This is a genomic window from Enterovibrio norvegicus DSM 15893 (assembly GCF_900115495.1).
Taxonomy (GTDB): Bacteria; Pseudomonadota; Gammaproteobacteria; order Enterobacterales; family Vibrionaceae; genus Enterovibrio; species Enterovibrio norvegicus.
This window is the reverse complement of the sequence record NZ_FOWR01000012.1, coordinates 102901-119456: the sequence shown is the minus strand read 5'-3', so window position 1 is coordinate 119456 and position 16556 is coordinate 102901. Positions and strand designations below refer to the sequence as shown.

20 protein-coding genes are annotated in these 16556 nt (G+C 47.5%); 9 read left to right on the top strand and 11 right to left on the bottom strand.

Annotated elements, in window-relative coordinates; genetic code table 11:
- Nucleotides 1-15 precede the first annotated feature (15 nt).
- Together rph and pyrE are read left to right on the top strand one after the other, a co-directional pair.
- A complete protein-coding gene (gene rph / locus BM082_RS09705) occupies nucleotides 16-732 on the top strand; it encodes a ribonuclease PH (protein ID WP_017009518.1) in 717 nt (238 codons plus the stop codon).
- A gap of 112 nt (nucleotides 733-844) precedes the next feature.
- Nucleotides 845-1486, top strand: coding sequence for an orotate phosphoribosyltransferase (pyrE, locus tag BM082_RS09700; RefSeq protein ID WP_017013117.1), 642 nt, complete (start codon nucleotides 845-847; stop codon nucleotides 1484-1486).
- A gap of 96 nt (nucleotides 1487-1582) precedes the next feature.
- Here the strand turns inward: pyrE and slmA are convergent, their stop codons facing one another.
- The 3 genes from slmA to coaBC all read right to left on the bottom strand — a co-directional run bounded on the left by slmA (nucleotide 1583) and on the right by coaBC (nucleotide 4082).
- Nucleotides 1583-2173: a nucleoid occlusion factor SlmA gene (gene slmA / locus BM082_RS09695; RefSeq protein ID WP_017009520.1), complete on the bottom strand. Its 591-nt coding sequence runs from the start codon at nucleotides 2171-2173 to the stop codon at nucleotides 1583-1585.
- Between the two features lie 206 nt (nucleotides 2174-2379).
- The gene (gene dut, locus BM082_RS09690; protein WP_017009521.1) at nucleotides 2380-2835 is read right to left on the bottom strand and encodes a dUTP diphosphatase; all 456 of its coding nucleotides are present in this window, start codon (nucleotides 2833-2835) and stop codon (nucleotides 2380-2382) included.
- 20 nt (nucleotides 2836-2855) lie between these two features.
- The gene (gene coaBC / locus BM082_RS09685) at nucleotides 2856-4082 is read right to left on the bottom strand and encodes a bifunctional phosphopantothenoylcysteine decarboxylase/phosphopantothenate--cysteine ligase CoaBC (RefSeq protein WP_026025136.1); all 1227 of its coding nucleotides are present in this window, start codon (nucleotides 4080-4082) and stop codon (nucleotides 2856-2858) included.
- 226 nt (nucleotides 4083-4308) lie between these two features.
- Here coaBC and radC point away from each other — a divergent pair, with 226 nt between their 5' ends.
- The 5 genes from radC (at nucleotide 4309) to mutM (ending at nucleotide 7032) form a co-directional block, all read left to right on the top strand.
- Complete coding sequence (gene radC, locus BM082_RS09680; protein WP_026024539.1) at nucleotides 4309-4983, top strand: RadC family protein; 675 nt, start codon at nucleotides 4309-4311, stop codon at nucleotides 4981-4983.
- Nucleotides 4984-5171: 188 nt separating this feature from the next.
- A complete protein-coding gene (rpmB, locus tag BM082_RS09675) occupies nucleotides 5172-5408 on the top strand; it encodes a 50S ribosomal protein L28 (protein WP_016961892.1) in 237 nt (78 codons plus the stop codon).
- 13 nt (nucleotides 5409-5421) lie between these two features.
- A complete protein-coding gene (gene rpmG / locus BM082_RS09670) occupies nucleotides 5422-5589 on the top strand; it encodes a 50S ribosomal protein L33 (protein WP_002535344.1) in 168 nt (55 codons plus the stop codon).
- Between the two features lie 118 nt (nucleotides 5590-5707).
- Nucleotides 5708-6208, top strand: a complete 501-nt coding sequence (locus tag BM082_RS09665) for a hypothetical protein (protein WP_017009524.1) — start codon at nucleotides 5708-5710, stop codon at nucleotides 6206-6208.
- Nucleotides 6209-6219: 11 nt separating this feature from the next.
- Entirely contained in the window at nucleotides 6220-7032 is an 813-nt protein-coding gene (mutM, locus tag BM082_RS09660) for a bifunctional DNA-formamidopyrimidine glycosylase/DNA-(apurinic or apyrimidinic site) lyase (protein ID WP_017009525.1), read from the top strand.
- A 74-nt stretch (nucleotides 7033-7106) separates the two neighbouring features.
- On the opposite strand, the gene coaD is transcribed toward mutM, so the two are convergent.
- Nucleotides 7107-7607 carry a pantetheine-phosphate adenylyltransferase gene (gene coaD, locus BM082_RS09655; RefSeq protein ID WP_017016767.1) on the bottom strand — a complete coding sequence of 167 codons (501 nt, stop codon included), beginning with the start codon at nucleotides 7605-7607 and terminating at the stop codon, nucleotides 7107-7109.
- Nucleotides 7608-7786: 179 nt separating this feature from the next.
- Between coaD and BM082_RS09650 the strand changes: the two genes are divergently transcribed.
- A complete protein-coding gene (locus tag BM082_RS09650; protein WP_017016768.1) occupies nucleotides 7787-8824 on the top strand; it encodes a glycosyltransferase family 9 protein in 1038 nt (345 codons plus the stop codon).
- Nucleotides 8825-8827: 3 nt separating this feature from the next.
- Here BM082_RS09650 and BM082_RS09645 read toward each other — a convergent pair whose 3' ends face one another.
- Complete coding sequence (locus BM082_RS09645; protein WP_074926753.1) at nucleotides 8828-9610, bottom strand: glycosyltransferase family 2 protein; 783 nt, start codon at nucleotides 9608-9610, stop codon at nucleotides 8828-8830.
- The gene (locus tag BM082_RS09640; protein WP_026025138.1) at nucleotides 9607-10665 is read right to left on the bottom strand and encodes a glycosyltransferase family 9 protein; all 1059 of its coding nucleotides are present in this window, start codon (nucleotides 10663-10665) and stop codon (nucleotides 9607-9609) included. The genes BM082_RS09645 and BM082_RS09640 overlap by 4 nt, the downstream gene beginning before the upstream one ends.
- Nucleotides 10666-10795: 130 nt before the next feature.
- Between BM082_RS09640 and BM082_RS09635 the strand changes: the two genes are divergently transcribed.
- Nucleotides 10796-11521, top strand: a complete 726-nt coding sequence (locus tag BM082_RS09635; protein WP_017016771.1) for a 3-deoxy-D-manno-octulosonic acid kinase — start codon at nucleotides 10796-10798, stop codon at nucleotides 11519-11521.
- A 36-nt stretch (nucleotides 11522-11557) separates the two neighbouring features.
- Here BM082_RS09635 and waaA read toward each other — a convergent pair whose 3' ends face one another.
- The 5 genes from waaA to BM082_RS09610 form a co-directional block, all read right to left on the bottom strand.
- Nucleotides 11558-12826, bottom strand: a complete 1269-nt coding sequence (gene waaA / locus BM082_RS09630) for a lipid IV(A) 3-deoxy-D-manno-octulosonic acid transferase (RefSeq protein ID WP_017013124.1) — start codon at nucleotides 12824-12826, stop codon at nucleotides 11558-11560.
- Between the two features lie 74 nt (nucleotides 12827-12900).
- Nucleotides 12901-14196 carry a hypothetical protein gene (locus BM082_RS09625; protein ID WP_017013125.1) on the bottom strand — a complete coding sequence of 432 codons (1296 nt, stop codon included), beginning with the start codon at nucleotides 14194-14196 and terminating at the stop codon, nucleotides 12901-12903.
- A gap of 15 nt (nucleotides 14197-14211) precedes the next feature.
- Nucleotides 14212-14592, bottom strand: a complete 381-nt coding sequence (locus BM082_RS09620) for a GtrA family protein (protein WP_229491916.1) — start codon at nucleotides 14590-14592, stop codon at nucleotides 14212-14214.
- A gap of 20 nt (nucleotides 14593-14612) precedes the next feature.
- Nucleotides 14613-15566 (bottom strand): glycosyltransferase family 2 protein, encoded by a 954-nt coding sequence (locus BM082_RS09615; RefSeq protein WP_074926750.1) that lies wholly within the window; start codon nucleotides 15564-15566, stop codon nucleotides 14613-14615.
- A gap of 58 nt (nucleotides 15567-15624) precedes the next feature.
- Entirely contained in the window at nucleotides 15625-16509 is an 885-nt protein-coding gene (locus tag BM082_RS09610; protein WP_017009535.1) for a hypothetical protein, read from the bottom strand.
- Nucleotides 16510-16556: the final 47 nt, after the last annotated feature.

Genomic DNA, 16556 nt, shown 5'->3' with positions numbered 1-16556 from the left:
TACAGGTGGAACCCTATGCGTCCTAGCGGAAGAGAAGTTGGTCAAATTCGTCCAGTAACCATGACACGTCATTTTACCGCACATGCGGAAGGCTCTGTGTTGGTGGAGTTTGGCGACACGAAAGTCATCTGTACCGCAACCGTTGAAGAAGGCGTGCCGCGTTTTCTAAAAGGTAAAGGCCAAGGCTGGATCACTGCTGAATACGGCATGCTGCCACGTGCGACCCACACCCGTAACCGTCGTGAAGCGGCGAACGGCAAGCAAGGCGGTCGTACCATGGAAATCCAACGTCTTATCGCGCGTAGCCTTCGTGCAGCGGTAAACCTTGATCAACTGGGTGATTTCACTATTACCGTTGACTGTGACGTTATTCAAGCGGACGGTGGCACACGCACTGCCTCTATTTCGGGTGCAAGCGTTGCAATGGCGGATGCGCTCAACAAACTGGTTGCTGAAGGTAAACTGAAAGCAAACCCAATGAAGGGCCACGTTGCTGCTGTTTCTGTCGGCATCTATGAAGGTACGCCAATCTGCGACCTTGAGTATCTTGAAGACTCCGCCGCTGAAACTGACATGAATGTTGTCATGCTAGAAGATGGCCGCATGATTGAAGTGCAGGGCACCGCGGAAGGTGAACCGTTTACGGCAGAAGAATTGAATGCCATGTTGTCGCTGGCCAATAAGGGCATTGAAGACATCATCGTGATTCAGAAAGCATCGCTAATAGATTGATGAAAGAGCGGCTTCTACTGGAGCCGCTTTTTTTTAAGCAAAATTTGAGGAGGCGACAGATCGCCTCATGGAAAGACGGGTTAAACACCCATTCAGATCGACAGGAGAAAAAATGAAAGCCTATCAGCGTCAATTCATCGAGTTCGCATTGGAAAAACACGTTTTGAAGTTCGGTGAGTTCACTTTGAAGTCTGGCCGTAAGAGCCCTTACTTCTTTAATGCTGGCCTATTTAATACAGGTCGGGATTTGGCGCGTCTTGGCCGTTTCTACGCAGAAGCGTTAGTGGATGCGAAGATTGACTACGATCTGTTGTTTGGCCCTGCGTACAAAGGCATTCCAATTGCCACCACCACCGCGGTGGCGTTGGCAGAGCACCATGACATCGACACACCATATTGCTTCAACCGTAAAGAGGCAAAAACGCACGGTGAAGGCGGCAGCTTAGTCGGCAGCGTGCTGGAAGGACGTGTCATGTTGGTTGACGATGTGATCACTGCGGGCACGGCGATTCGCGAATCCATGGAAATCATTCAGGCAAATGGTGCAGATTTGGCGGGTGTTTTGGTGGCGATTGACCGTCAAGAGCGCGGTAAAGGCGAATTGTCTGCGATCCAAGAAGTTGAGCGCGACTTTGGCTGCAAAGTGGTGTCGATTGTCAGCTTGGGTGATTTGGTGACTTACCTTGAAGAACAAGGTGGCAACCCTGAGCACTTAGACGCGGTAAAAGCATATCGTGCAGAATATGGTATCTAGCGTCTATTTCGGACAGTCAGCAGTGATTGTTTTCTGAACATGGATCAACGAAAAAGGCTGCATGATGCAGCCTTTTTTAATGTTTTTAGCGACAAATTAGTCAAGTTGAGCGCTGAGGAGTTGCCAGTATTGGTCAAAATCCGCCGTTGGCGGGTATTTGAAACTTGAACGTACGAAACGGTTCAAGCTACCTTCCACTTGGCCTAGCAGTTGTGCTGCCAGAATGGACTCGTCAACAGGGAAGCCTTTCCCTTCACGTAAGCGGCGCTCTCTTAATACTTGGCGAAGTTGGCTTTCAATCTTTTCGAACAACTGGTTGATACGGCCTTGCAATCTGTCTTGTTCAAACATCAAGGCGTGACCTGTCATGATGCGTGTCAGGCCTGGGTTGCGTTCACCAAATACCAAAAGCAGTTGAAGAATAAGACGCAGGCGAGTGAGCGTGTCTTTTTCTTCGTTCAAAATGCGGTTAATACGAGTGATGAGTGATTCTTCAATAAACTCAATCAATCCCTCGAACATGCGCGCTTTACTTGGAAAGTGGCGATAAAGTGCCGCTTCTGACACACCAACCTGTGCTGCAAGCTTGGCGGTAGTTATGCGTTGACTGCCTTGGGTGGACTCCAGCATTTGAGCCAGAGCCTGAAGAATTTCTTCGCGGCGGTTCTGCTTTTTTTGGCCAGCCATGAATAGATGGTTCCTTTGTTGTTATGAGGGTCTTTGACCCAAATCTCGGCTGTGGAGCGGGTATCTTAACGACGTACACACTGTATTAAAAGAATAATGCACCTTCGCCGAGCCCTTGCCTATCACAAATAACAAAAGCGTGAATGACGCATAAAAAACGCCACAGATCGGTGGCGTTTTTGTGGTTTTTCACCAAGTTAACACTACTATTTCGTACCTGAGTGCCCAAAACCTCCGGCACCACGTTCAGTAGCATCAAAATCTTCAACAAGGTTGAATTCAGCTTGGATAACCGGCACGAAGACCATCTGTGCAATACGCTCACCTGGTTCAATAATAAAAGTGTCTTGCCCACGATTCCAGCAAGAGACCATTAATTGCCCTTGGTAATCTGAATCGATCAAGCCAACAAGGTTACCTAATACCACACCGTGCTTATGACCGAGGCCTGAACGCGGCAAGATGGTTGCTGCAATCGATGGGTCTGCAATATGAATCGCAAGGCCCGTTGGGATCAGTTGTGTTTGGCCAGGTTCCAGTGTCAGTGGCTCGTCAAGACAAGCGCGTAAATCCAAACCTGCTGAACCTTCTGTCGCATACGCTGGAAGTGGGAATTCTTTGCCTACACGTGGGTCGAGAATTTTTAGATCAATTTTTTTCATAACAAGGTTCCACTGGTTGCTTATTTGTCACTGTTAAACAGCGACACTATTTCACTGACTAACTGATGGCCGATATCGGATTTGTTTGCCAATGGCAGTGCTTTGTCGCCATTTGGCCAATATAAATGCAGCGCATTTTGGTCGCTGTTGAAGCCTTGTCCTTGCTGCGACACATCGTTCGCACAAATCAGATCTAGCTTCTTCTTCGTAAGTTTACCGCGAGCATATTGCTCTACATCTTGGGTTTCTGCTGCGAACCCGACAGTGAATGGTCGGTTTGCTTTCATGGCAGCGACCGAAGCAACAATATCGGGGTTCTTTACAAGCGTGAGGGTCATCTCGTCGTGACCGTCTTTCTTCTTCATTTTTTGGTTTGCAGCACTCGCAGGCTTGAAATCTGCCACTGCAGCGCACGCGATGAAAATTTGGTGCTCGCCAGCGTGATGTTGGACGGCTGCATACATCTCTTCTGCACTTTGCACATCCACACGAGTCACGTTGGCTGGCGTTGGAAGGTTCACAGGGCCGCTCACGAGCGTGACGTTTGCACCGCGCTTCGCCGCCGCCGCCGCAATGGCGTATCCCATTTTTCCTGAACTGTGATTGGACAGGTAGCGAACCGGGTCAATGGCTTCGCGCGTTGGGCCTGCTGTGATCAAAAATGATGAACCAAGAAGGTCGCCTTCTGCAAAGTGGTCTTCAATCAATGCGACCAATTGAAGCGGCTCAAGCATTCTTCCCATGCCGATATCACCGCACGCTTGCTCGCCGCTCGCCGGTCCCCAAATAGGGTGGTTGCGTCGTGTAAGTGTGGCGAGATTTTCTTGCGTAGCAACGGCGCGGTACATTTGCTGGTTCATCGCTGGCGCGATGGCAACCGGTGCATCGGTGGCTAGGCACACGGTGGTAAGCAGGTCATTCCCCATGCCAGCCGCTAAACGTGCAATTAAATCTGCGGTTGCAGGGGCGAGCAGTATCAAGTCTGCCCATTTAGCGATTTCGATGTGACCCATTGACGCTTCTGCAGCAGGGTCGAGCAAACTGTCCGAAACAGGGTGTCCTGAGACGGCTTGCATCGTTAACGGGGTGATGAATTCTTTTGCTGCATTTGTCATGACAACGCGCACATCCGCACCGCGTTCAATCAGTCGACGAGTGAGATCTGCACATTTATAAGCAGCAATCCCGCCGCCAATTCCCAAGACAATGCGCTTTCCAGATAAAGATTGCGTGATTTTTTGAGCCATAACCAAGTAAGCCAATGGGTGAATGGTTTGAAAGATATCATAAATGGGCATTAATCACCTGTTGGGCGCTGATGATTGTGAAAGGGGAGGTATTCCTAATGGAAATGTAATCACGAAGCCGCTCAGTGACAGGCTTGACTAGGTGGTTCGCATTCTTGTTGTACTGGGCTTGATGAACAATAAAAGAGTGTCGATTCTGGCGGTTTTGCCTGCAAGGAATGTTCTTTTGTCGCTAAAATGTTTACCTGAAGAAAGTCGGCCTCGCGAGAAATTATTGGCAAAAGGCCCCGAATCATTATCAGATGCAGAGCTGCTCGCTATATTTCTACGTACTGGGGTGTCTGGCATGAATGCCATCGAGCTTGCTGGGTATCTTCTCGATGATTTTGGTTCATTGCGTGGCTTGATGCAGGCAAATTTAGCGCAATTTAGTCAAAGAAAAGGACTGGGATCGGCAAAATATGCACAATTGCAGGCCGTTTTAGAGCTGAGTAAGCGGCATTTACATGAAATTATGACGCGTGAAGATGCATTGGCTAGCCCCTCTCATACTGCGAGATATCTCTGTGCAAAATTACGGGATAGACCGCGAGAAGCCTTTCTTGTCTTGTACTTAGATAATCAAAACCGTCCTATAAAAGATGAGATTCTTTTTGAAGGAACCATCAATGCTGCAGGGGTTTATCCAAGAGAAGTTGTAAGACGGGCGTTGGAAGTGCATGCAAACGCAGTGATTTTGGCTCATAATCACCCATCTGGTATTGCTGAACCAAGCCCTGCTGACCGTCATATCACATCGCGGATTGCGGATGCGTTGTCGTTGGTTGATATTCGGCTGCTCGATCACATGGTGATAGGCGATGGAGAAGTTGTCTCCTTCGCTGAACGCGGCTGGATATAAGCTTTTCACGGAAAAGCTGTTAAAAAACGATCAAAAAATGACAAAAGGATCTGCTCGGGACTTGAGCAATGCAAATACAGTTAGTATAATGCGCCACCTTTGATAGCCTTGACCTAGAGCTAGACCTTGTTTTTGCAGGACTGGTGGACAAGGTTGATATCGAGCTGAAACGATTTGGAGAGACATTCATGTCACGAGTATGCCAAGTAACTGGCAAGCGTCCTGTAACGGGTAACAACCGTTCTCACGCACGTAACGCCACCAAGCGTCGTTTTCTGCCGAACCTGCAAACTCATCGTTTCTGGGTAGAAAGCGAAAACCGCTTCGTTAAACTGCGTCTTACCCCTAAAGGTATGCGCATCATCGACAAGAAAGGCATTGATGCTGTTCTTACAGACATCCGCGCCCGTGGTGAGAACGTTTAAGAGGATTTAAAGAATGGCTAAAGGCATTCGTGAGAAGATCCGTCTAGTATCATCTGCTGGTACAGGCCACTTCTACACTACTGACAAAAACAAACGTAACATGCCAGGCAAATTTGAGATCAAGAAATTTGATCCAGTTGTTCGCCAACACGTTATGTACAAAGAAGCTAAAATCAAGTAATTGGTTTTCGACTTCGATAAAAACCCGGCTTAGGCTGGGTTTTTTTATATCTGTAAATCAGCAAGTTCCAGATATACACTGCTAATATCTTGTAATGGCATTAGCGTGGACGAATCAAATGGGAAGAATCTCCCGCCGTACCTTTAATAACATCCTCATTATTGGCACCTTGGTGTTTATCGCCATGATGCATCTGCCGGACTACATCCGCGCAAAACTCGCTGAAAACAGCGCATCACAAGAGGTGGCTCAAGTGCTGCCTGATGGTGTGATTGCGTTAGTACCAGAAAGTGCTGCCATTAAAGCGCTCCAATTCCCTCAATTCACACTTACTCAAGGCTTGCCGTGGCAAACAGATCGTCCTTTGGATGTGTCAGCCACAGAGTTAGCGAATCGCTGGCTTAACCTCTCCGGCACTGAAATCAGCGGTGATATGTTTGAACAACTCAAACCTGGTCTTCACTCCCCGTCTACCTTGGTGGTTGATTTAGGCAATGAATTCGAACCTTATCGCCTGACATATTATGAATTGCCTCAGTTTTGGCTCATCCAAAACTGGGAAAAGCGTTGGCTTGCGGTGTCGGTTGAGCCAAACTACTTGTTCCCACTTTCCAACTAGTTCAATGGATCATGCCAGAATTACCTGAAGTCGAAGTGAGTCGTATGGGCATTAAACCCCATGCGAAAGGTCAAACCGTTACCAAAATCGAGGTGCGACAGCCCAAATTACGCTGGCTAGTGCCAGAAGAATTGCATGACATGGAAGGTCAGGTGATTCGAGGGGTGAAGCGTCGTGCAAAATATCTGATCCTTGAAACAGACGTAGGATATGCTTTGGTTCATCTCGGGATGTCTGGCAGTTTACGTGTGATTCCTGAAGGATCGCCTCCCGCTAAGCACGATCATGTTGATCTGCATTTAAGTTCGGGCGAGATGATCCGCTATAACGATCCACGTCGCTTTGGTGCGTGGTTATGGCAACCCAATGATGGTTTGGACCATCCTGTGTTGGGAAAGCTAGGGCCTGAACCACTAACGGATGATTTTACGGCTGAATATTTGTTTGAGCGAAGCCGAAATAAGCGTACACCTATCAAGCAATTCATTATGGATAACGCGGTGGTGGTTGGTGTAGGTAACATTTATGCCAATGAATCATTGTTTATGTCCCGCATTCATCCTAAGCGCCAAGCGGGCCAGTTGAGCCTAGAGGACGCTCATCGCTTCGTCGCTGACATTAAATCAGTGCTGGCAACGGCGATTGAGCAAGGCGGCACAACGCTAAAAGATTTTAAGCAGGCGGACGGTAAGCCTGGCTATTTTGCGCAAGAGCTTCAAGTTTACGGCAATCAGGGAAAGCCTTGTCCTGCATGCGGGACTGAACTTGAAAGTGTGAAGATAGGGCAGCGAAACACGGTATTTTGCCCTGATTGTCAGATTTGATCAGACAGTGCCGAGTCATACGTATAAAAAAGCCCGCTGCGAGAGTGGGCTTTTTTGTGCTCGTTAACGTTAGCTTATTCCGGTTTTTTGAGAACCGCTTGCATCGCTTTGAGCACGGATTGATGCACGAAGCCACTGGTGTCTCCACCATGCAGGGCGACTTCTTTCACTAGCGTGGAAGAAATAAATGAATTCTCTTCCGACGGCGTGAGGAAAACGCTTTCTAGTTCTGGCATCAAACGTCGGTTCATGTTGGCGAGTTGGAACTCATATTCAAAATCTGAAACCGCACGCAGACCACGAACCAAAATGTTTGCTTGATACTGTTTTGCGAAGTCGACAAGCAGGCCAGAAAAACCCACAACAGAAACGTTGTCGAGGTGTTTTGTTACCTCTTTGGCGAAGGCGACACGTGCTTCGAGCTCAAACAAGGGTTTTTTGCTTGGGCTGGCTGCAATTCCCACGATGACTTCATCAAACATGGATGCGGCACGGCTAACGATTTCGGTGTGACCGTTTGTGATTGGATCAAAAGTGCCTGGGTATATAACCCGAGTCAGGGCTTTCTTGCTCACTGATTATTCCTGCCATCTTTTAAACTGGCGACATGCTACCAAAATATCATTATTTTTTGGTGAACATAATACGCAGCGCATCGAAAATAAGGTTCAGACCTCTAGCCTACTACCTCGCTATGGCTTAATCAGCACTATTCGGTATGATCGGGACTAAGAACCGTAAACTAGGACACAAAATGAAAAAAATCCTTGTCATTCGCAACGATAAAATCGGTGATTTCATGTTGGCGTGGCCTGCTTTTGCCATGTTGAAGCAATCTCAGCCCAATACTGAAATCACAGCGTTGGTGCCGCCATACACCAAAGCACTTGCGGCGTTGTGTCCATCGATTGATAAGGTGTTAGTAGATTGTGGGAAAAATGCGGATAAGTTGAGCAAGAAAGCATTGATTGCTGACATCAAGGCACAACAGTTTGACGCGTCAATTTGCTTGTTTTCAGACAGCTACAATGCAGGTTTAGTCTGGAAAGCGGGCGTCCCGTTCCGTTTAGCGCCTGCAACGAAAATCTCTCAGCTTCTTTATAACCACCGCATCAAGCAGCGTCGCTCTCAATCTGCCAAACCAGAGTTTGAATATAACCTTGATTTGGTGCGTGCTTTCTTGGCGAAACAAGGCATCAAGGCCGTTGAACCCGTTGCGCCTTATTTAGCGTTTAACGCTGATACGCTTCAAGCTCAGCGCCAAAAGCTGACGACCTCACTGTCGCTTGACTCAGAGAAACCTTGGCTATTTGTTCATGCTGGCAGCGGCGGCTCGGCGAACAACTTATCACTTGAGCAATACACGGCGCTGGTATCGGGTATCGTTCAACATGTTGATATGGATGTGGTATTAACAGCAGGGCCGGGTGAAGAAGAAAAAGCGACAGAGCTGAAAGCGTTGTTGGCACAAGGTGATGTGCAGTCGGTGATTTACGATAAGAACGATGGCCTGCAAGACTTTACGCGTTCAATTGCCTGCGCAAGTGCCTTCATTGCGGGCTCAACCGGGCCGTTGCATATCGCGGCAACGGTGGATGTGCCGACGATCGGCTTTTTCCCCGCAAAGCGCAGCGCGACGCCGTTGAGATGGCAACCCATCAACAGTGAAGGCCGCCACCTTGCCTTTGCACCGCCAGCAGACAAAGACAAAGATGTGGCAGCAGACATGTCGAAAATCGACGTTGATACTATTTTGCCAGACTCGCTAGCGTTTCTTCAGCGCGTACTTTGAGGCTTATGGGGCGCGGCTGTCGTTTTCTCTGATCCAAAGGTCGGCGTATTTCACGAACGTTGAGTGCGCTGAGAGCACGGCAATCAAGAAGCCTTGTTTACCATCGAGAAAACCACGCTTTAATAGATACATCTTCAAAAAGCAGCCAATCGCGTGAGTGACACCTTGCCCGATGCTGCTTTTCTTCCCTCGCGCCTGACGACCATCTGCCCATGATTTTGCATAGAATGCGGATTTCACAAGGTACTGGTGCAAGTCGCGGTATGAGTAGTGCAGCATGTCGCCGCTCAAGGTTTGCTTCTGACAGCCTTCTGGCTCAATGATTTTCTCGTGAACCAAGGCATCGTTGTAGCCGGCGAATTCACGAGGGTAGAAGCGAACGATTTTATCGTACCAGCCAGAGTGCTTAAGAAAGCGGCCAAATACCCATGTGGTGCGACGGAGCACAAACAGGGTTTTCTCTGGCGGGTTTTCTAATACCGCTAGAATGCTGGTTTTCAATGCATCCGTGATGACTTCATCTGCATCAATCGCAAGCACCCAATCGTTGGTTGCATGGCTTTGCGCCAATTGTTTTTGTTTGCCAAAGCCCGGCCATTCAGCATTCACGAAGACTTTCGCACCCGCTTGCTTGGCGATGGCGACGGTATTGTCTGTGCTGCCAGAATCCACCACGATGATTTCATCGACCCAATCCAGTGATGCTAAACACTCTGGCAGGATCTGTTCTTCGTTTTTGGTGATGATGATTGCGCTGATCGAGGCGCGAGTTTGATTCTGGCTCATGAGCCGATTTCCTCTTTTTGGATGACTTCATCAAAACGCGAGATCACCTCATCAATGGTTATTCTTTGCATAGCGGTATCGTCTTTCACGCGTGTTCGCCAAGACACTTCATTCGCTGATTTGCCTGTTTCGGCTTCAATCGCCTCTGCATATACGCTCACGACATAGTGTCGCCAGTTGTAAGGCCCTGTTCGCGCCGGATTGTGGTGCGCGTATAAACCAATAACGGGTGTGTTCACTGCATTGGCAAGGTGCGCCGGGCCACTATCGGGTGCCAAGACTAAATCTGCTTCCTGCTCAAGTGCCAGCAGCTGTAGAAGTGTTGTTTTACCAATCAAATTGGTGACAGGGCGGGTAAGGCGATTTTCTATGGCTTGGCCGAGTTCCACCTCAATTTTGCCAGGGCCGCCCGCTAAGATGACATTGAATCCTTTGTCGAGTGCATGCTCAATCACACCTGCGTAACCTTCCGCCGTCCAGTTTTTAAAGGCTTTGCTCGCGGCAGGGGCAACCACGAGGGCCGGCTTCGTGGATAACTGACCTTTTGCCCATGCGATGTCGCTTTCAGACAGCGGCAGTGTCCATGTCGGTACTTGAGGCTTTAAGCCTAGTGCTTCAGTGAAGGCCATGAAACCGTCTAGCACATGCGGAGACGCTGGTGATGGCACTTTTACATTGGTAAACCACTGCTGCAAATCACTGGCCCGGGCTTTATCAAACCCCAGTTTGTATTTGGCTTTGATCCCGACAGATAACATGCTCGCTCTGATTGCGCTTTGCATATGAAGTAGCGCATCGAAGCGTTGGCCTTTTAACGCTTTCCAGACAGCTTGCATCCCTTTAAAGCCTTGCTTCTTATCAAAAGCAATCACGGTGACATCGGGTAATAACGGTGTGAGAAGGGCGGCTTCGGCTTTCCCTGCTATCCATGTCAGTTGTGTTTTTGGCCATTGCTGGCGAATAGCTTGAACAGCGGCGATGGCATTGCAAACATCGCCAATCGCAGAAAGGCGCAAAATACAGAGAGACTGTGGTGGGGCAGAAAATAAGGCCATGAGAATGCTTATAGGGTTTTGATGGTTGAAATTATGCAGTTGCCGATCAGCAATGTAAAATGCAACTGCATCGTATCTGTCAGTAATGCTTGAGATACTGAGAAGATAAGACATATTTGAAGGAGCTTGCGTGGATCAGTTAGTCGACAACAACACCCGTATTTGGTTTGACGCGTCATTGTTACGTGAAGATCCTACGCAATGTTTTGATGTTGAATTCTGGCAGCAGAAAGACGCGATCATTGGCTCTGCAACGGGGCGTGGCACGACATGGTTTGTGCAAACTGAGGTGTTGCCTGCTGCGCTTCGTCACTATCGCCGCGGTGGTTTGTTCGGGAAATTGGTTCGTGACAGTTATGCGTTCACGGGGTGGGGAAACACCCGCTCGGCACAAGAGTTTCAGTTACTCACCTATCTGCGTGAAAAGGGCATATCAGTACCGCGTCCTATCGCAGCGCGTGCGATTCGAGATGGGCTGACCTACCAAGCGGATTTGCTGGTGGAAAAAATCGATGATGCCAAAGATTTGGTCGATATCTTGATGGAAGCTCCGCTCGACGCTTCCCATTACCACCGGATTGGCGTCATGGTGAGAAAACTGCATGATGCTGGGGTGTGCCACACAGATTTAAATATCCACAATATTTTGCTTGATACCACAGGCACGTGTTGGCTAATCGATTTCGATAAATGTGGGAAAAAGGCGGGAGAGAGCTGGAAAGCCTCTAATCTCAGTCGCTTGCTTCGTTCATTTCGAAAAGAGCTGAATAAGCGACACATCCAGTGGCAGGAATCAGACTGGGATGCTTTGTTGCTTGGCTATCAAGAACAAGGTCATCAAGAGCAAGGCACATAAACGCAAGGTTACCCCTTAACCAGCAAGTGACGCCGCTTAGTCATCAATCCAAGGTGCTATTGCTTCAAGTGTTTTAGCGACTGCGCCACGGTTTCTCTCCACCACATTCAGCGCGGCTTCTCCTGCTTGTTGGCATTTCTCTGGGTTGTTCATGAAACCCAATAGCGCATTGGCAATGTCTGAGGGCGCTTCTTGCACCTCACAAGCGCCCGCCTCAATCAACTGATCGCCAATGACCTGAAAATTAAAGTAGCTTGGGCCTGTGATTTGAGGCTTCCCAAGGGAGGCGGGCTCTAGCAGGTTATGCCCACCGAGCTTCTCACCCATCAAACTTCCCGCCATAAACGTCACTTTGGATGCAGCAAGTAAGGTCATCATCTCACCCATGGTGTCGCCTAAATACACCTGCGTATTGTCATCAATCGGTTGCGATTGTCCACGACGTGACAGTGAGAACTCTTTTTGCTCAATGAGCGCAGCGACATCGCCGAAACGTTCAGGGTGGCGTGGCACCAGCACCATTAATGCATCGGGCTGTTCAGCCAATAGCGCTTGATGAGCGTCGAGTAAAATCTCGTCTTCGCCAGGGTGGGTACTTGCAGCTACCCACACTGGGCGTTGTTTGATCGCTTGCTTAAGCGAGATAACGGGATCGCTCGTTTCATCAAATTCGGGTAAATCAAACTTCACAGAGCCAGATACAGAAACGTTCTGCGAGTTCACGCCAAGTTGAATGAAACGATCGGCATCGTCCTGAAATTGGCAAAGAATGTGGTCGATATTCTTTGAAAGCAGATCGAATAGCGGCTGCACACGCTGATAGCCGCGCATCGACTTTTCCGATAAGCGTGCATTCATGACGACGATCGGGATGCCTGCTTTTTTTACCGCAGTTAAGGTATTTGGCCAAAGCTCAGTTTCCATGATCAACATGGCTTGAGGATTGATTCGCTTCAAAAAGCCATTCACGGCAAAGGAAAAGTCGATCGGCATGTACCTGTGTTCCACGCCATCGCCAAGCTTGCTCGCAATCGCAGCCCCTGTTGCCGTTGTGGTGGTGACGAGTATTGAAGCGTTCGGGTGTGCCTTACGAAGCGCCAGAATAATCGGTTTTGCGGCAATCACTTCACCGACGGATACGGCGTGAACCCAAATTGGTTGGGTGTTGGATGTCAGGCGCGGCGTGCGACCAAAGTGTTCAACCCAACGTTTGCCGACCTTTGGTTTTCCATCTTTGGCGCGATAAAGACCCAGAAGAAGAAAAGGGGCTGCGATGAAAAGTAAAAGCGTATAGAGAAGGCGCACACGAAAACCTTGTTTGGAAAACCTTGAGGCAGTTTACAACAAAGGGCTCTAAATTGAGTCCATTTCCTCGAGACTTATTGCTCACGTTGCAACCCTTTCTCGTTAAGGTAATGGGTGACTTGCTCAACGTAATCAACCTTGTAGGAATATTTATCACTGTCGTGTGCAGCGACGAGATTGACCGCAATGAAGAAAACAGTAATAACCCCCATTCCTTTGATGAAACGGTTCGGTAATTCTTCTTGCCACGCTTCAGCCGCGACGAGCAGTGGAAACAACGCAAAGGGAAACGTGAGAATTAAATGCCAATAAGAAAAAGTAATCGGTGAGAGCATGGCGTTTATCACGATCGCCAATACTGCTGCGCCAGCATAAAGTAGCATCCATTGTTTATTATCAGCGATGGGTGAGCCTCGCTTGATCGCGGGCTTTATGGTTTTCCATGCCCTCATATTCACATTCACGGAGAGAACAACAGTGATCATCCCTATGATGAATAGCAAGGCTTGCCAACAGTACTGGAAAATCATTTTTAACCAACTGATGGACGTTATCCAGTCAAAACTGACGTCAGTAATTAAGCGGTTGGAAAAAAGCGTAGAGCCATACCTTAGCCAATAGAATATCGCTTTAAGTACGGGGTATACATGTACGGCACCATAACCGAAGTAGCGATCGCTTTCTCTGCTGAGGCTGTCATTGTTTATGTATTCCAGACAGTAAGGAATGAGCGAAGCAAGAATGACAACGCTAGCCACAGCAACGCCAGACCAAGAAGGACGCGCCATTCTTCGATATAACAAGTAGCAAGAAATAACAGCAAGAATGGGCCACGAGTAGTGAAACTGCATCGCGCCGCCGATAGCGAGAATGTGCAGGAAGCTATAGATGAACGAGGCATGCTCTCTCAGCTTAAACGCTGACCACAAGTGTAAGGCTGCGAAGAAGCAGAGATAGGAAGGGTTGTAGAGCAGGCTATCGTACAAAAGCCAAGGGTTCAGCCAATAGATAATGGCAAAGAGCATTCGAACTGGCGGGCTAAATATTTTCTGTATGACAGCGTCGAGAAGTAAAAAAGAACAGAGTCTTAAAAGGATGAGAAACAGCATGGGGGACCAAGGTGAATCCCAGATGAGAAGCGGGCCACCAATCACGAAAGCGGACAACGAGCCAGGCACATTTCCAACTGCACTTGCAGCATTACCAAATGCTGCCCACGTCTGGTGATAGGCGCCAAGGTAGCCTTTTTCGAGCATTTGCGTTTGATCGCCAGTCAGTATTTGCTGATTGGCGTACATCACCGCAAAACACAGTCCGAGCCCGATTGTTAGCCATCGGATTGCTACAGCATGCTTCTCAATTAGATGCATGGTATTTCCTTTGCACTACTGCTGTTTGTTTTTGCTGCCTTTGTAGGTCCAACATCGATGAATAAGATATGTGACCAAAGGAATCATGAAGACCACGATCAGCACGCGAGCATAGTGATTGCCTTCTTGGAAGAGCGAACTAAAAAGTTGTGACACCATGAGTGCGCTAAATTGCACTACAAAGAATCGTTTGGCATTTTCGATAGACAATTTTCTCTGAAACACGAAGTGTGATTGCAAGAGATAAGACAAACCAAAAGCGCAGGAAAAACCAAACATGTTGGCGATAAAGACGCTTGAATCTAGGAAGTAAAGCCATGTGAAAGCGATGACAATATGGGTGAATGATGCGAGTGCTCCTGTTATCCCAAATCTGACGATTCGCTTTTCTAGCATCTTACGCATGAAGGCTTTCATCAATCACCTGCGTCATTTTTTGTATCAGCAGAGTCTTCTTCGATGATGTAAACAGGGCGCCGTTTTGATTCCATGTATAGCCTTCCGATGTATTCCCCCATGACCCCTAACCCTATCAATTGAATACCACCAAAAAAAAGAACAATGATGAGTAGCGATGCGTAACCTGGTATATCAACACCAAAAAGCATGGTTTTTAATATTATGGATGCGCCAAAGAGAAACGATATTGCGGAAACAAAAAAACCAAGATATAGCCATACTCTTAGCGGCGCGGTGCTGAAGCTGGTGATACCTTCTAAGGCAAAATTCCAAAGACGCCACCCATTGAAGCTGCTTTCTCCCGCAGCGCGTGGTTGACGTGAATACTCAACAACCGACGTTTTAAACCCGACCCAAGAAAATATTCCTTTCATGAATCGCTGATTTTCTGGCAGTAACTGGATAGCGGAGACAACACGGCGTGTGATCAAGCGAAAGTCGCCGACATTGTCAGGGATTTCGACGTCAGCAATGGTGTTGTGGAATCGATAGAAGAGATTTGCTGTGATTTTTTTTGCCAGTGTGTCGCTGCTTCTGTCTACACGCTTAGCAACAACTACGTCGTAGCCTTTCTGCCATTCAAGAAGAAAATCATGAATGAGTTCAGGTGGATCTTGTAAGTCGGCATCTATGGGAATAATAACTTCACCCTGAGCAAGGTCTAACCCAGCAGTGAGCGCCGCTTCTTTACCAAAATTGCGCGAAAGGTTGATGAGGCGAATATTTGAATTGTTTGATGCTAAATCGCGAATGACGGCAAGCGTGTCGTCAGTGCTGCCGTCATTCACGAAAAGGATTTCGTAGGTAAATGTGCTTTCAGACAAAATACCCACGATTTTATCTGTAAAAGCATGAAGGACTTCCTGCTCATTGTGGCAGGGACAGACGATAGAGATTGTCGGTAGTGTCATCATTTACCTTATACGATACTGAAGTGGCTTGGTCCATTAGCACACCTTTTAGTGTTACCTATATTGTTGTTTTTCTGCCCTTAAAATACTGAACATCTTTAGGTGGGAACACTTTATCAAGCATGTTTTGTACTTTTCCTTTGGTACTTTTTTCTTTATAGACCGTAGGTGAAGATTCTAGGTCTATTGTTTTAATTCTATCAATGTCAGCTTCAACACAAGATCCTGAAAGTAAGGAAAACATAAAGAAATCGACAATTTTTGCGTTCCAATGAGGCTTATTACCCCAATAGTGGCCAATTTGATTTTCTGCGGCTGTTAAGGTTGAGGTATGTTTTAGAGCAATTGAAAATGCAAATTGCTCAACCAATCGTCTAGGGCAATCTGTTTTGCAGATCTCATCACAGATATCGATGGCGAGTGAAATTGTTTGCTTAGCATGATCACGATGAAGTGCGATAACACCTGCATTCCACATCTCGGTATCTTCGTTGATAAGCACACCGGAAAAGGATTTACCTTGAAGAGACTTCCACATGTTTCGTGGTGTTTTGCTTCTCATCTCACTAATCTTTCCTTCATTTTCATGCATGAAGGACTTACCTTGACTTAAGCCTTTAGAGATAATTTCCATATCCCGAACATAGAAGGTGTCTGAGTCAACATAAAGGATGTCTTGTTCTGGGTTATGTAACGTAGCAGCTTCGATGGCTTTCATTTTGATGCGCCAAAAGAAATCATCCTTTCCACGCCATTCGTTCATGATGTTTTGATCAATGTCGATGACGTCAACACGATCACCAAAATACTCGTAATATTTTGGGCGATCGGTAACAACACAAACCTTAGAAATGAGGTCACTTTTCAAATAAGTGAGAATGGCAAAAGAAGCCTGATAGTGATTTTCTAATCGGTCACCAAAAGTAAGAAGTGTTAAAATCATTCGATTTATCCGTAAGTTAACTCACTACAGAAATAGCGCTAAGTGAA

Bases quoted from the DNA above. Each gene is read 5' to 3' on its own strand.
- rph (WP_017009518.1), top strand. From the start codon at position 16: ATGCGTCCTAGCGGAAGAGAAGTTGGTCAAATTCGTCCAGTAACCATG.
- pyrE (WP_017013117.1), top strand. From the start codon at position 845: ATGAAAGCCTATCAGCGTCAATTCATCGAGTTCGCATTGGAAAAACAC.
- slmA (WP_017009520.1), bottom strand. From the start codon at position 2,173: ATGGCTGGCCAAAAAAAGCAGAACCGCCGCGAAGAAATTCTTCAGGCT.
- dut (WP_017009521.1), bottom strand. From the start codon at position 2,835: ATGAAAAAAATTGATCTAAAAATTCTCGACCCACGTGTAGGCAAAGAA.
- coaBC (WP_026025136.1), bottom strand. From the start codon at position 4,082: ATGGCTCAAAAAATCACGCAATCTTTATCTGGAAAGCGCATTGTCTTG.
- rpmB (WP_016961892.1), top strand. From the start codon at position 5,172: ATGTCACGAGTATGCCAAGTAACTGGCAAGCGTCCTGTAACGGGTAAC.
- rpmG (WP_002535344.1), top strand. From the start codon at position 5,422: ATGGCTAAAGGCATTCGTGAGAAGATCCGTCTAGTATCATCTGCTGGT.
- BM082_RS09665 (WP_017009524.1), top strand. From the start codon at position 5,708: ATGGGAAGAATCTCCCGCCGTACCTTTAATAACATCCTCATTATTGGC.
- mutM (WP_017009525.1), top strand. From the start codon at position 6,220: ATGCCAGAATTACCTGAAGTCGAAGTGAGTCGTATGGGCATTAAACCC.
- BM082_RS09650 (WP_017016768.1), top strand. From the start codon at position 7,787: ATGAAAAAAATCCTTGTCATTCGCAACGATAAAATCGGTGATTTCATG.
- BM082_RS09645 (WP_074926753.1), bottom strand. From the start codon at position 9,610: ATGAGCCAGAATCAAACTCGCGCCTCGATCAGCGCAATCATCATCACC.
- BM082_RS09640 (WP_026025138.1), bottom strand. From the start codon at position 10,665: ATGGCCTTATTTTCTGCCCCACCACAGTCTCTCTGTATTTTGCGCCTT.
- BM082_RS09625 (WP_017013125.1), bottom strand. From the start codon at position 14,196: ATGCATCTAATTGAGAAGCATGCTGTAGCAATCCGATGGCTAACAATC.
- BM082_RS09620 (WP_229491916.1), bottom strand. From the start codon at position 14,592: ATGCTAGAAAAGCGAATCGTCAGATTTGGGATAACAGGAGCACTCGCA.
- BM082_RS09615 (WP_074926750.1), bottom strand. From the start codon at position 15,566: ATGACACTACCGACAATCTCTATCGTCTGTCCCTGCCACAATGAGCAG.
- BM082_RS09610 (WP_017009535.1), bottom strand. From the start codon at position 16,509: ATGATTTTAACACTTCTTACTTTTGGTGACCGATTAGAAAATCACTAT.